Source organism: Sphingobium sp. TomMM35A, assembly GCF_054771735.1.
Map to the genome: position 1 here is coordinate 1 of NZ_BSRC01000002.1, position 13,657 is coordinate 13,657.

The window sequence follows — 13,657 nt, forward strand, 5'->3', positions numbered from 1 at the left end:
ATGCGCTTTCATTTGGGCGAATCGATGACCGCAATCAACTATTACGCGCCGCTTGCCAAGGCGGCGGAAGCGGCGGGCTATGCGGGCTTCACGGTGCCCGACAGCCTGATCTACCCGAAAAGCTCTGGCACCAAATATAGCTATACCGACGATGGCGGGCGCGAATTCCTGGAGAACAAGCCGTTCCTGGAGTCGTTCATCCATGTGACCGCGATGCTGGCGGCGACCGAGAAGCTGGAGGTCACGACCAATGTCGTTAAACTTCCGGTGCGGCCGCCGCTCTATGTCGCGAAGATCGTGGCATCGATCGAGGCGCTCTACGACAACCGCTTCAACTTTGGCGTGGGCCTGAGCGTTTGGCCTGAGGACTATGAGGTCATGGGCGTGGCATGGGAAGGGCGCGGCAAGCGGTTCGATGAGTGCATCGACATCGTGCGCGGCCTCACCAATGGCGGCTATTTCGAATATCATGGCGAGTTTTTCGATCTGCCGCCGGTAAAGCTCAATCCTGTCCCGACCAAGCCGGTGCCGATCCTGATCGGCGGCCATTCCGACGCGGCGCTGAAGCGGGCGGCGCGCAACGATGGCTGGATGTTCGCAGGCGGCGGGATGGACATGATGCTGCCGATGCTGGAGAAGCTGTCCACCTACCGCGAGGAACTTGGGCGCAAGGACGCACCGTTCCGCATCTTCGGTTCGGCGATGGGGGGTGCCGATTTGGATATGATCCGCCGGCAGGAAGATGCGGGCGTGACCGATGTCGTCGCTTCTTTCCGCAACCTTTATGCTGTGGAAGAGGACAGCCAGCCGTTGCAGGAGAAGATCGACGATCTCAACCGCTTCGCCGACGATATCATCGCCCGCTATTGATCGGCTTGCCCGCCGCCCTGGCGCAATTCGCGCCAGCGGCTCGGCGATGATCCGGTCCATTGCTGGAAGGCGCGGCGGAAGGCGCCTGTGTCGCTGAACTGCGTCCGGCGGCCGACTTCGGTGATGGTGAGGCGGGGATCGTCGAGTAGCCGGGTGGCTAGGGCGCGCCGTGCCTCGGTCTTGAGCTGGACGAGCGACGTGCCTTCATCGGCCAGGCGTCGCTTCAGCGTGGCGACGCTGATGCTGAACTGGCGCGCGAGCCTGGACGCGGTGGCGGGCGCCTCTCCGCTGGCGAGCATCGCGCTGAAGAGATGCTGGATGCGTTCCGACAGCGGGGCGTCCAGCGATTGCGGCTGTTCGACGTCGAAAGGGAAGCGTTCGAGCAGATGCTCAAGCTCATGATGGCTGCGCAGCACCGGGCGGTCGAGATAGCTGGCGGGGAAGCGCAGGCTGTTTTCCGGCGCGCCATGCTGCATGGGCACGGGCATGAGGTAGGAAATGGTCTGCTCGTCCAGCAGGGGCGGATAGCGCATCGCCGCGCCCAGGAGCGGAATATCCTCACCGATGAGCCAGCCGAACAGGCGGTAGTAGGTAGAGAGGCCCGCAAGGTCCGACACATAGGCGCTCGCATTGCGGATTTTACGTGGCGTTGCCATGTCGAGCCGCGCAACGCCGTCATCGACCTTCAGCCGGAGTCGCCCGGCGCGCGGGCCGATAAGGGCGGAAAAGCGATCCGTGCGCTCGATCACGTCCGCCAATGTGCGGCAGGTGATGATGCAGTGGCACAGCATGTCCACCCCTTCCTTCGTCAGCGGCTCGCGTCCTTCCTGCCGCGCCGCCTGCGCGTCCAGAGCCCAGGTGCAATGGGCATAGAGGCGGGTGAAGTCATCCTGGACAACCCCGCGCTGCGCGGCGGCTCCCCCGATCGGCGGCCCAATGAGATGGGCGAGGCTCGCCTGCCGCAGTAGCTCTGCCGGATCGACGCCGATCTCCTCGACCAGCCGCAGCAGATCGCGGGCGATGGCGACCGGAACGCGGGTCGCGACCGGGCGGGACAGATGTTTGGTGTTGAGCCTTTTTGTCATGACCTTTGAGCTATTTTGGCATTTTCAGAACCAAGGGGATAGCGGAAACAAGCGGTCCAACGAGAAAGGATCGAGAGGGTGGCGGACGAGAGCCTGATTGCGCGGATAGACCGACTGGAATCGCTGGATGCGATCCGGCAACTGGCCGCGAAATATTCCCTGGCGCTGGACATGCGCGACTCCGATGCCTGGGTGAACCTGTTCCCCGAAGATGTGAAGGTCGGCGGCGGCAAGCAGGGCCGCAAGGCGCTGCGCGACTGGTTCGACGAAACCCATTCGATGCAGTTCGACGGCACGTCCCACCATATTGGCGGGCATGTCATCGATTTCGACGATCCGGACCATGCGCAGGGCGTCGTCTATTCCAAGAATGAGCATGAGACGGGCGCCGAATGGGTCATCATGCAGATGATGTATTTCGACAAATATGAGCGGATCGAAGGCCGCTGGTACTTCCGCCGCCGCCTGCCGCTTTATTGGTACGCGACCGACCTCAACAAGCCGCCGATTGGCGATCGCAAGATGCGCTGGCCCGGCGTGCAGCCCTATCATGGCAGCTTCCACGACCTGTTCCCGAGCTGGAAAAGCTATTGGGACCGTCTGGGCCAGCCGCATGACGGCCCGGTCGAAGCGCCCGCTCCGCTGGAAAAATTCATCGAAACGATGCGTCGGGGCGCGCCGCTGCCCAAGCCGCGCGTGCGGAGTTGATTGCCATGACGGATATTTTCTCACCCGTGACGCTGGGTGACATTGCGCTGTCCAACCGGATCGTCATGGCGCCGATGACCCGCGACCGGGCGGGGCCGGGCGACGTGCCGACCGACATCATGGTCGAATATTATCGCCAGCGCGCCAGTGCCGGGTTGATCGTGACGGAGGGGACGCAGCCTTCGCCCACGGGCAAGGGATATTGGCGCACGCCCGGCATCCATAGCGAAGCGCAGGTCGAAGGCTGGCGCAAGGTTGCGGACGCTGTCCATGGCGCGGGCGGAAAGATCGTCATGCAGTTGATGCATGTCGGCCGTGCTGCCGTGCAGGCGAACAAGGATGCGGACGCGGAAACCGTTTCGCCGTCAGCCATTCAGTGCCCGGACAAGATTCCCGGACCCGATGGCGTTCCGGTGGAAACGGTCGTGCCGCGCGCGCTGGAAACCGACGAAATTCCCGGCGTCATCGCCGAATATGTGAAGGCTGCCCGCAACGCGATCGCGGCTGGTCTGGACGGGATAGAACTGCATTGCGCCAGCGGATACCTGCCGATGCAGTTCCTTTCTTCGAACAGCAACCAGCGCACGGACCGCTATGGCGGATCGGTCGAGAACCGCATCCGTTTCGTGGTCGAGTTGTTGCAGGCACTTGCCGCAGCCGTGGGTGCGGGCCGGGTCGGTTTCCGCATCTGTCCCGGCGTCAAGTTCAACGGCATGGACGATGCGAACCCGCATGAAACCTATGCGGCATTGCTCAGGGCCATCGATGGCCTGGGCCTTGCCTACTGCCATTTGATCCACATTCCGCTGGAGGGGCAGGACGCGCTCGACCTGGTTCGCGACAATTGGAGCGGCCCGCTGATCGAGAATGGTGGCCTCAACCTGGAAAAGGCGTCTGCCGTGATTGCGGAGGGCAAGGCGGAGGCAGTGTCCTTCGGCTATCTCTACATCGCCAATCCCGATCTGGTCGAACGTTTCCAAACGGGTGCGGCGCTCAACAAGGCGAATCGCGCCAATTTCTACACCGGGGATGGCGACGATCGGATCGGCTATCTGGATTATGCGCTGCTGGACGCCTGAAGCGTCGAGAAACATCACAAGAATATAGGAGAGCTAAAATGGCAAAGCTGCTGGAAGGGCGCACGGCGCTCGTCACCGGGGGCGGGCAGGGCGTGGGGCAGGGCATCGCCCGCGCGCTGGCCGCCGCCGGTGCGAATGTCGCGATCGCTCAGCGCAAGGCTGATCAGGGCGAGGAAGAAGCGCAATATCTGCGCGACACGCATGGGGTGGACGCCTTTTTCATCCGCACCGATGTGACGCAGCGCGCCGAGGTGGAAGCCATGGTTGAGGCGGTCCACCAGCGGTTCGGACGGCTCGACATATTGGTCAACAATGCTGGAGCCAGCTTCCCCAAGCGGATCGAAAAGCATAGCGACGAGGACATGGAGGGTTCCTTCGCGCTCAACTATTATGCCGTGTTCTGGGCGATGAAGGCGGCTTTCCCGATCATGAAGGCGCAAGGCTATGGCCGCGTGATCAACCTGGGGTCGCTGAACGGCGTCAATGCGCATATGTTCACCGTCGCCTATAATGCCAGCAAGGAAGCGATGCGGGCGCTGACCCGGACTGCGGCGGTGGAATGGGGGCCGCACGGCATCACCTGCAACACCATCTGTCCTTCGGCGACGAGCCCGCAGGCGCGCGACTATTTCGCCGCCAACCCGGAAATGACGCAGGCGATCCTGCAGCAGGTTCCGGCAGGCCGATTTGGCGATGCGGAAAAGGATATCGGCCCGGTCGCCGTCTTCCTGGCCAGCGAAGGGGGCGGCTATATGAGCGGCAACACCCTCTTTGCCGATGGTGGCGCGCAGGTGAACGGCGTCGCCTGGCGGCCTGAAGTAGAGGATTGATCCCATGGAAAGGCTGAAGGGAAAGCGCGCGGTCGTGACGGGCGGCGCGCAAGGGATTGGCGCTGCCATCGCGCGCCGTCTTGCCGCGGAAGGCGCAACGGTCGCGGTGCTGGACCTGGATGCGGCGGCGGCTGGCGCAGTGCTGCCCGCGCCGCATGTCGGCATCGCTTGCAACGTGGCGGACACGGCGTCGGTGGACAGGGCCTTTGCCGAGGTGAAGCAGGCGCTGGGCGGCGTTGATGTGCTGGTCAACAATGCCGGGCGGGGCAGCGCGGCGGGCGACGGCATGGACCGCTATTATGCGGCACAGGCGGAGAGGGCCGAGCAGATCGCGCGTGGCGAGGAGCCGACCACCTTTGTCGACCAGACCATCCATTGCGGGGATGATGGCTGGTCGGGCGTGCTGGCGGTGACGCTGGACGGTACGTTCAAATGCAGTCGGGCTGCGGTTCGGCTGATGGCGGAGCAAGGCACCGGCGGCAATATCGTCAACATCGGATCGACGTCCGGTGTAAAGGGCGATGGACCTATCCCCTATTGCGCGGCGAAGGCAGCGGTGCTGGGCATGACGAGGGCCATGGCCCGGGAGCTTGCCGATCGCGGTATCCGAGTGAATGCGGTCAATCCCGGCGCTACCGAAACGCCGATCTATGCAACTTTGCCTGCCGAGATGAAGGACATGATCGCCGCCGACAGCCTGATGAAGCGTCTTGCCCATCCGGACGAGATCGCCGGGGCGGTGGCGTTTCTGGCCGGGGATGACGGCAGCTTCGCCACCGGGAGCATCGTGACGGTGAACGGCGGAGCCTATTTCACATAACAAGGCTGATGGGAGCAGGACATGAAGGCACTGGAAGGCAAGGCAGCGATCGTAACCGGCGGCGCGCGCGGGGTGGCCAAAGGTGTAGCGACCGCCTTCGTCAAGGCGGGTGCGCGTGTTCTGATCGTCGACCGGGAGGAGGAGCTTGGCCGCGCGACCGAAGCTGAGCTGCGCGCTCTGGGCGGAGAAGCGCATTTCCTGGCTATCGACTTGGCGCAGCGAGCCGAGTTACCGAAGATCGTCGAGGCGGCGATCGGCCGTTTCGGCGGGCTTGATGTGCTGGTGAACGCGGCGCAGGCTTCGCGCCAGTTGCCGCTTGCCGAGACGACCGACGAGGCCATGGAGGTCGCATTCGATACGGGCTTCTGGCCGACCTTCGTGTTGATGCGCGAGGCCTATCCGCATCTGGTTAGAGCCAAGGGATCCGTCATCAACTTCGCGACTGGCGCGGCGTTCGACGCGATCCCGACGCAGGGTTCCTACTGCGCGGCGAAGGAAGCGATCCGCGCCATTTCCAAGATCGCTGCCAGCGAATGGGGTGCGGAAGCGGTGCGGGTGAACATCATCTGCCCGTTTGCCAATTCTCCGGGCGTGATGGCGTGGAAGGAATGGGCGCCCGCCGATTATGATACGCAGATCAACAAGGTTTCCTTGAAGCGCATTGGCGATTGCGAAAAAGACATTGGAGCGGCCGCCGTATTCTTGGCAAGCGATGCGGCAGGCTATATCACCGGGCAAACGCTGATGGTGGATGGGGGGCAGACAAAGGCTTTCTGATACCGATCGCACAAGGAGAGGACAGTCTTTCGTGGCCGACATTTCGCTTCATCGTCCCTATCCCGCCAGCAAGGTTGAACGGTGGGATTTCGAAACCGACGTCGCGGTTATCGGCTTTGGCGCGACGGGTGCATGCGCGGCGATCGAAGCGGCAGCCGGTGGTGCGCGGGTCATGCTGTTTGAACGGGGGTCGGGCAGCGGCGGCGCGTCGGCGCTGTCGGGCGGCGAAATCTACATCGGCGGTGGCGGCGGCACGGATGCTCAGCGCGCGGCGGGGTTCGAGGACAGCACGGAGGATTTGGCCGCCTATCTGAAGGCGGCAGGCGGGCCGTGCGCGGATGAAGCGAAGTGCGATCTCTATGCGCGGGAATCGCTTGGCCATTATGGCTGGCTGAAGGAGCAGGGCATCCCCTATCGCGGCAACTTCCTGCCCGGCAAGCATATCGAGCCGACCGACGATTCCACGCTGATCTGGTCGGGGAGCGAGGCGGCATGGCCGTTCTGCGAGATCGCGAAGCCTGCGCCGCGCGGCCATGTGATTGCGCATATGGGCTGGGGCGGGGGTCGGCCGCTGGTCGATCTGCTGGAGGCTCGGGCAAAGGCGCTGGGCGTTGAAGTGACAACCGATGCGCGCGCGGTGGCGCTGGTGCAGGATGAAGATCGGCGAGTAGTCGGCGTCATCGTGCGCATCGACAATGTCAATCGCTTCGTCCGTGCGGCGAAGGGCGTCATCCTCTGCACGGGCGGCTTTGCCTTCAACGAGGATATGCGGCGGCGCTATTGCCCCGACACGTTCAAGATCAGCAGCCCGATCGGCGATCAGGATGACGGCATCGGCATCGAACTGGGCGTTGGCGCGGGCGGCGACGCCATCCATATGGAACAGTTCTTCACGACTTGCCCCTGGACCATGCCCGAACCTCAGGCTCATGGCGTTTTCGTCAACCAGATGGGCCAGCGCTTCATCAATGAGGATTGCTATCACGGCCGGGTCAGCCGCGTTGCCATCGACCAGATGGGCGACAGGGTCTATCTGCTGCTCGACATCGCTCATTTCGACGAGCCGCTGCCGATGGCTGGGATGACGATAGCGGGCACGGGCGACAGCTGGGAAGAAGTCGAGGCCGAGCTGGAAATGGCGCCGGGTACGCTGTCTGCCACCATGGCATTCTACAATGCTCATGCGCGGGAAGGGCGCGATCCGCTGTTCCACAAGCGGGCGCCGATCCTGACGCCGCTGGATCAGGGGCCGTTCGTGGCGCTGGAGCTGAATTTCGCGACCAGCTATTTCAGCTTCTTCACGCTGGGGGGCTTGAGGACCTCGACCGATGGCGAGGTGCTGGACCGGGCCGGTGCGCCGGTGGCTGGCCTGTTCGCGGCCGGGCGCTGCACTTCGGGGCTGCCCGCATGGGGGCATGGTTATAGCTCTGGCCTTAGCCTTGCCGACTGCACCTTCTTCGGACGGCAGGCGGGGCGGAAGGCGTCGCGAGGGTGATCTTCGCCTGTTGGTGAGGGCCTGATCCATTTGAATGATGTGCGGCATTCCCGGTTGCGGCATCATGATGGTTAGGAACACAGCCAACAGGAGAGTGACTTGTCCATCGATCAGGGCCGCAAAGGCCTGCGCTTCGCCGTTATCGGAGCAGGCATGGCCGGCATCCTTGCCGCCGTTCGCCTGCGCCAGGCGGGCGAAGATTTCACGGTTTTCGAAAAGGCCGGGCGGCTAGGCGGCACCTGGCGGGAAAACCGTTATCCGGGCCTGACCTGCGACGTGCCCGCGCACGCCTATACCTATAGTTTCGAGCCCTATGCGGAATGGGACGCCTATTATGCCAAGGGCGGCGAGATCCAGACCTATTTCGAGAAAACGGCGGAGAAATACGGCATCATGCCGCACGTCCGCTTCGACAGCGAAGTCGTGTCCACGGTATGGGATGAAGGCGCTGGCGTCTGGCGTCTGGGACTGATCACCGGTGAAGAGGTCGAGGCGGAGGTCGTCATCGCGGCTTCGGGCGTTCTGCACCATCCCAAGCTCCCCGATATCGAAGGGCTGGACAGCTTCGAGGGGCAAGCGTTCCACAGCGCCCGCTGGCAGGATGATGCGCTGGTCGACGGCGCGAGGGTGGGTGTGGTCGGCAATGGGTCCACCGGCGTGCAGATCGTCACCGCGCTGAGCAAGCGTGCATCGAAGCTGGTACATTTCCAGCGCTCGCCGCAGTGGATCATGCCTGTCCCCTATTTCCAATATAGCGAGGAAGAAAAAGAAGCCTTCCGCCGCGACCCTGCGCTGATCGAGGATATTCGCAACAACAAGGAATATTGGGACAGCATCTTCCGCTTCACCCATGCCATCACGGATACGCATGGTCCGGAGATCGCGGCGATCGAGCAAATCTGCCTCGATAATCTGGAGAACAGCATCCGCGATCCTGAGCTCCGGGAAAAACTGCGCCCCAATTATCGCGCGGCGTGCAAGCGGCTGATCTACAGCTGGTCCTATTATGACGCCGTGCAATCGTCGAACGTAGAGGTAGAGCGGAATCGCATCGCCCGCGTCGAGGCCAAGGGCGTGCGGATGGAAGACGGGCGGCTGCACGAACTTGATACGCTGGTCCTGGCGACCGGCTTCCATGCAGACCGCTTCATCCGCCCGACAACGGTGCTGGGCCGGGGTGGCGTTTCGCTGGATGATGTGTGGTCTGTTCGTCCGACGGCCTATTATGCCGTGACGATCCCGGGATTTCCGAACTTCTTCATGTTGAATGGTCCGACCGGTCCTGTCGGCAACTTCTCCCTGATCGACATTGCGGAGAAGCAATGGGCCTATGTGGATCAATTGATCGATCTTCTGCGCTCTGGTGAGGCCCGGACGATCGAACCGAGCGCTGACGCTCACGCCGATTATGAGGAGCGGCGGATCGCGGCGGCGCGCACGACGATCTTCGGATCGGGTTGCAACAGCTGGTATCTGGATGCCACCGGCGTTCCGGCAAGCTGGCCCTGGAGCTATGAGGCATTTGCCGATGCCATGGCGGCTCCGGTGCTGACGGATTATCGGGTTGAGGCTGCGGCTGAACTGGTTGAGCGGTGAGGGGTTTTTAATTTCTCAAATCCGTTCGGGCTGAGTTTGTCGAAGCCCCTCACTGCTATAAAGAAGTAAGGCCCTTCGACAGGCTCAGGGCGAACGGTTGTTGGGTGGTCTCGATAAGGGGCAGCTCAGATACAAAAAGGGGAGCGTTGCGGCGCTCCCCTTTTCTTTGGCCTTGAAGATCGGATCAGCGGCCCATGGCGGCCACGGCTTCGGCCGCACCACGGATCGCGCCTTCGATGTAGGTGACGCCGGTGCCGTCGCCGACCTCCACCACATCATGGCCCTGTGCGCGCAGGGCATTGGCAAGGGTGGAGTCGCCATGCGCGCCCATGGCAACCACCACATGATCGGCAGCAACGCTCTTCTGCTCACCGTCTGCACTGGTGAAGGTGACGCTGTTCTTGCCGATCGCGATGCCGCTCGCGCCGGGGAACATGGCCACGCCATGTTCGCGCAGTTCCGCGAGCAGGCGCATGCGGCGCACCAGCAGCAGGCCGCCGCCGAACCTGGGTGCTTCGCCGACGACCGTGACTTCACGGCCGCGTTCCATCAGGAATTCGGCCAGCTCAACGCCGACCAACTCGCCGCCGATGATCACGACGCGTTTACCGAGCGGCATCCAGGCATGGGTCGCCTTGCGCACCAGATCGAGATTGGCGGTGGCGCCGGTCGCTGCGCCGAGCTTCGTCGCGACGCGGGTGGTCCAGCTGGTCTTGCGGCGGATTTCAGCAGAGTCCTCACCCAGCATCATGCCGCGCAGATCGTCGCCCGATAGAACGAAGTCCTGATCATTGCCGGGGATCGGCGGCATGTCGCGCACGGCGCCGGTCGCGACGATGACCTTGTTGGGCTTCAGACTGGCGATTAGGTCCGGGGTCGCGACAGTCTTCAGGCGCACATCGACCTTCGACTGACCGATCTGGTCGCGCAGCCAGTTGAGCAGCCGTTCATTGGGTTCATAAGCGAGGCCGGCGAAGCGCAGCGTGCCGCCCAGGCGATCGGATTTTTCGAGAAGCGTGACCCTGGCGCCCGCAAGGTCCAGCCTGCGCGCGGCTTCCATGCCGCCGGGACCGCCGCCGATAATCACGACATGGCCGGGAACCTTGGCCGGGGACCAGTCGAGATCCTCATAACCGGTTTCCGACCGCACGGCGCAGCGCACCTGTTCGCGAAGATAGGCGGTGCTGACGCAGGTGTAGCAATAGATGCACGGGCGGATATCGGCCACCCGGCCTTCGGTCAGCTTGCGGGGCAGATCAGGGTCGGCGAGGAGCTTGCGACCCATGGCAAGGAAGTCGAACTCGCCCTGCGCCAGCCCCTTGTCACCACGATCGAGCTCGACCCGACCCGACGCGATCACGGGGATCGAAACCACCTTCCGGATGGCGGCGGCGGCTTCCAGGTTGAAGGCGGGCTCATGCGGGATGTTGGAACCCGAATGGAGCTTGCCCTGGCCGACGTCATGATAGGCGGTGACGGTAAGCGCGTCAGCACCGGCCGCTTCGATCATAGGCGCAAGTTCGAGCGCATGGTCGATGGTGATGCCGTTTTTGCCCAGCTCTCGTGAATCCATCTTCACCCAGACGGGGAAATCCGGGCCGACCGCGGTGCGCACCGCGCGCACCACCTCAAGGAGCAGGCGCGCGCGACCTGCCACGTCGCCGCCATATTCATCCTCGCGCGTGTTGGTGTAGGGCGAAACGAAAGAGGAGAGCAGATAGCCGTGGCCCCCGTGGATCTCCAGGCCATCCATTCCAGCGCGCTTGGCGCGTAGCGCGGCGTCGGCGAACTGGCGGATGGCATGATCGATGTCGGCCTTCTCCAGCACCTTGATCTGCGGCACGACGCCTCCAGCGAACGCAGCCATCTCTTCAGGTAGGAAAAAGTCTGGGAAGTCGCCCGCGAAGGGGGGCGGATATGCCGGAGCCCAGAGAGGATGCCCATCCTGCGCGCTGTGCCCGGCGACAAGGCCGCCATGGTGAAGCTGAGCAGCGATGCGCCCGCCCGCCGCATGGACGGCCTCTGTCAGCTTCGTCAGGCCGGGAAGGAAACGATCGTCCGAGATGGCGGTCTGGTTCGGCTGGACCGCGCCTACCGGCCAGGCGACGCCGGTCACGCCCATGATGATGAGGCCAGCGCCGCCCTTGGCTTGGGCAACATGATAGTCGATCAGGCGCTGGCCGACCGTACCGTCGGCTTCTGCCAGGCTGACGCCCATGGCGGTGACGATGATGCGGTTGGGAAGGGTGAGCGTGCCGATCTGGCCGGGCGTGGTGAGAGATGCAGGCGCTGCGCCCGAACGGGATTGTGAAAGGGCAGGGGCAGCAGTCATGGGAGTCTCCTAATTCGCCACATGCGTATGGTCTGCTCGTCTTTTACCGCCTTGTTCACTGTTAGTCAGGCGAAAATAACGGCGATCGCGTAAGAATTTGTACGATTCTTTCCCGATTGATCGATTCGCAAAAGAATGAGCGGATCTGACAATAAAAAAGGGGACGATCGACCGATCGCCCCCCCTTCCATTCTTTCAGGCTTAGAAGATCAGCCGATCTTAAGCGCCGCCAGTTCGTCGGCCGACAGGGTGAGCGAGGCGGCCTTGACCGCTTCCTCGATACGGGCCGGGCTCGACGCGCCGAAGATGGGGATCACTTGCTGCGGCTGGTTCAGCAGATAGGCGAGCACGACGTCCGAAACGCTGACGCCGTGCTTGGCGGCGACGTCCTTGGCAGCGGCCAGACGGTCCTTGTTGACCGGATTGTCATAGAAGCCCTGGAGATGCTCGGGCACTTCGCCCTTTTCAGCGAAAGCGAAGTAGCCGCGGCTCTGCGAGCAATAGGGGATGATGGCCAGGCCAGCATCCTTGAGCTTGCCGCCATGATCTTCGAAATACATCTGGTAGCCCTGTGCCGTGGCAGCCTCTTCATTGGGCTTGGCGAGGCCCCAGAAGGGTTCGACGGCGACGAAGCCAGCCTTGCCGTTCGCCTTGGCATAGTCATTGGCTTCCAGCACGCGGGCGTCGGACCAGTTGGACGCGCCGAAATAACGGATCTTGCCCGCATTCTTGGCTTCGTTGAGGAAGTCGACCAGTTCGGCAACCGGGGTTTCCGGATTGTCCATGTGCACCCAGTAAAGGTCGATCGTGTCGACGCCGAGATGCTCAAGGCTCTCGTTCAGGTCGTTGCCGATGTCGGTCGGGTTGACACGGTTGCGATAGTCGCCAGCGCGCATGTCGAAATGACCGCCCTTGGTCGCGACGATCACGTCTTCGCGCTTCTTGCCCTTCAGCCAGGCGCCGATGGCGCGCTCGCTGGCACCCTTGGGCGCGTCGGGCATCCAGTCACCATAGGAACGGGCGGTGTCGACGAAATTGCCGCCCAGCTCCAGGAACTTGTCGAGGATGGCGTTGCTGCGGTCCTGGTCGATCGACCAGCCGAGCATGTTGGTGCCGTAGCACAGACGGCTGACCGAGAGGTCGGTATTGGCGAGCGTGACCTTTGAAAGCATGGCTAACTCCTGCATGGCGGCGTCTCTTGCGGGTGCAAAAGCGTGCCCTAAACTACCCCGCGGACCGGGACCGGATCGCATCCGAACTAGCGCTCAGCGCCGTTCCGGACATCCCGCGACGCACAGACAACCCTTGTTGCGCGCGTCATGGCGAGAGCGGACAGTTACGCAGCAGTTGGGGAAAAGGAAAGGGGGATTGTTCATATTCGTAGACGTTACGGAAGGGTGGAGCGCCAGGCCGGTCAATAGCTGCCGTTGGTGACGATGACGGTCGCGCCGAGCGTGGTCGAGGGCAACGGGATGAAGCTCGCATAGCGTATCAGCGGCGACCTGCTCATGTCGTAGCGGACCTGCACCTTGAACTGTCCTACGCTGTCGGGTTGCGCCTGAATGTCCGGCGCTCCGCCGGAACCGAGCAGCGCGCCATAGCCGTTGATCACTGCTTGGGCTCGGCTGCGCGCGAGGTCGGCGCGCTCGCTGCTGGAAAGGCCCGCCATCGCCGCCCTTGCTCCTTCGGCCGCGGCATGGCGCACGCCGAGCAGCGCGGAGAACCAGAAGGAATAGATGATGACCGCGAAGATGAGCATCAGCAGCGCTGGAGTGACGAGCGCGAACTCCAGCGCGGCTATGCCTTTCTGACAGTGGAGGAGCCGGAGCGCGGGCGTGCGGCTCCTCCTGCGGCGGGTGGTCATTGGCGGGTCAGCTGACGCTGTTGAACAGGGCGGTGAATGCGCCCTTCAAACCATTGGTAAAGTCGGTCTGAAGCGCGGTGATCGCGGCCACGATCACGCCGCCCAGCACGGCATATTCCACCGCCGTCAGGCCCTTCTGGTCGCGTGCAAGCCGCTTCATGAACTTGCGTACGGTATCGATCTTCATCGTCATTCTCCTCA

At 63.1% G+C, this 13,657-nt stretch carries 13 protein-coding genes; 8 read left to right on the plus strand and 5 right to left on the minus strand.

Features of this window, described 5'->3' with window-relative positions:
• Window positions 1-870 (plus strand): LLM class flavin-dependent oxidoreductase (locus ACYU8T_RS13155; RefSeq protein WP_201516705.1); only part of this gene is annotated, 870 nt, incomplete at its 5' end.
• Here ACYU8T_RS13155 and ACYU8T_RS13160 read toward each other — a convergent pair.
• The gene (locus tag ACYU8T_RS13160) at window positions 864-1,955 is read right to left on the minus strand and encodes a helix-turn-helix transcriptional regulator (protein WP_247229416.1); all 1,092 of its coding nucleotides are present in this window, start codon (window positions 1,953-1,955) and stop codon (window positions 864-866) included. The genes ACYU8T_RS13155 and ACYU8T_RS13160 overlap by 7 nt on opposite strands.
• A 78-nt stretch (window positions 1,956-2,033) precedes the next feature.
• Between ACYU8T_RS13160 and ACYU8T_RS13165 the strand changes: the two genes are divergently transcribed.
• The 7 genes from ACYU8T_RS13165 (at window position 2,034) to ACYU8T_RS13195 (ending at window position 9,260) form a co-directional block, all read left to right on the plus strand.
• Entirely contained in the window at window positions 2,034-2,663 is a 630-nt protein-coding gene (locus ACYU8T_RS13165) for a nuclear transport factor 2 family protein (RefSeq protein ID WP_097093359.1), read from the plus strand.
• A 5-nt stretch (window positions 2,664-2,668) separates the two neighbouring features.
• The gene (locus ACYU8T_RS13170) at window positions 2,669-3,742 is read left to right on the plus strand and encodes an alkene reductase (protein ID WP_247229415.1); all 1,074 of its coding nucleotides are present in this window, start codon (window positions 2,669-2,671) and stop codon (window positions 3,740-3,742) included.
• 38 nt (window positions 3,743-3,780) lie between these two features.
• Window positions 3,781-4,572: an SDR family NAD(P)-dependent oxidoreductase gene (locus ACYU8T_RS13175; protein WP_097093361.1), complete on the plus strand. Its 792-nt coding sequence runs from the start codon at window positions 3,781-3,783 to the stop codon at window positions 4,570-4,572.
• A 4-nt stretch (window positions 4,573-4,576) separates the two neighbouring features.
• Entirely contained in the window at window positions 4,577-5,392 is an 816-nt protein-coding gene (locus tag ACYU8T_RS13180; RefSeq protein WP_201516707.1) for an SDR family NAD(P)-dependent oxidoreductase, read from the plus strand.
• Window positions 5,393-5,413: 21 nt separating this feature from the next.
• On the plus strand, window positions 5,414-6,169 hold the full coding sequence (locus ACYU8T_RS13185) for an SDR family NAD(P)-dependent oxidoreductase (protein WP_097093363.1): 756 nt from the start codon (window positions 5,414-5,416) through the stop codon (window positions 6,167-6,169).
• Between the two features lie 31 nt (window positions 6,170-6,200).
• Window positions 6,201-7,664, plus strand: a complete 1,464-nt coding sequence (locus ACYU8T_RS13190) for an FAD-dependent oxidoreductase (protein ID WP_461159820.1) — start codon at window positions 6,201-6,203, stop codon at window positions 7,662-7,664.
• Window positions 7,665-7,763: 99 nt separating this feature from the next.
• The gene (locus tag ACYU8T_RS13195; RefSeq protein ID WP_461159821.1) at window positions 7,764-9,260 is read left to right on the plus strand and encodes a flavin-containing monooxygenase; all 1,497 of its coding nucleotides are present in this window, start codon (window positions 7,764-7,766) and stop codon (window positions 9,258-9,260) included.
• A gap of 184 nt (window positions 9,261-9,444) precedes the next feature.
• On the opposite strand, the gene ACYU8T_RS13200 is transcribed toward ACYU8T_RS13195, so the two are convergent.
• The 4 genes from ACYU8T_RS13200 to ACYU8T_RS13215 all read right to left on the minus strand — a co-directional run bounded on the left by ACYU8T_RS13200 (window position 9,445) and on the right by ACYU8T_RS13215 (window position 13,643).
• Window positions 9,445-11,592 carry an oxidoreductase gene (locus ACYU8T_RS13200; protein ID WP_461159822.1) on the minus strand — a complete coding sequence of 716 codons (2,148 nt, stop codon included), beginning with the start codon at window positions 11,590-11,592 and terminating at the stop codon, window positions 9,445-9,447.
• Window positions 11,593-11,801: 209 nt separating this feature from the next.
• The gene (locus tag ACYU8T_RS13205; RefSeq protein ID WP_461159823.1) at window positions 11,802-12,764 is read right to left on the minus strand and encodes an aldo/keto reductase; all 963 of its coding nucleotides are present in this window, start codon (window positions 12,762-12,764) and stop codon (window positions 11,802-11,804) included.
• Between the two features lie 242 nt (window positions 12,765-13,006).
• Window positions 13,007-13,456, minus strand: coding sequence for a TadE/TadG family type IV pilus assembly protein (locus ACYU8T_RS13210; protein ID WP_461159824.1), 450 nt, complete (start codon window positions 13,454-13,456; stop codon window positions 13,007-13,009).
• 7 nt (window positions 13,457-13,463) lie between these two features.
• A complete protein-coding gene (locus tag ACYU8T_RS13215; protein ID WP_461159825.1) occupies window positions 13,464-13,643 on the minus strand; it encodes a Flp family type IVb pilin in 180 nt (59 codons plus the stop codon).
• Window positions 13,644-13,657 lie beyond the last annotated feature (14 nt).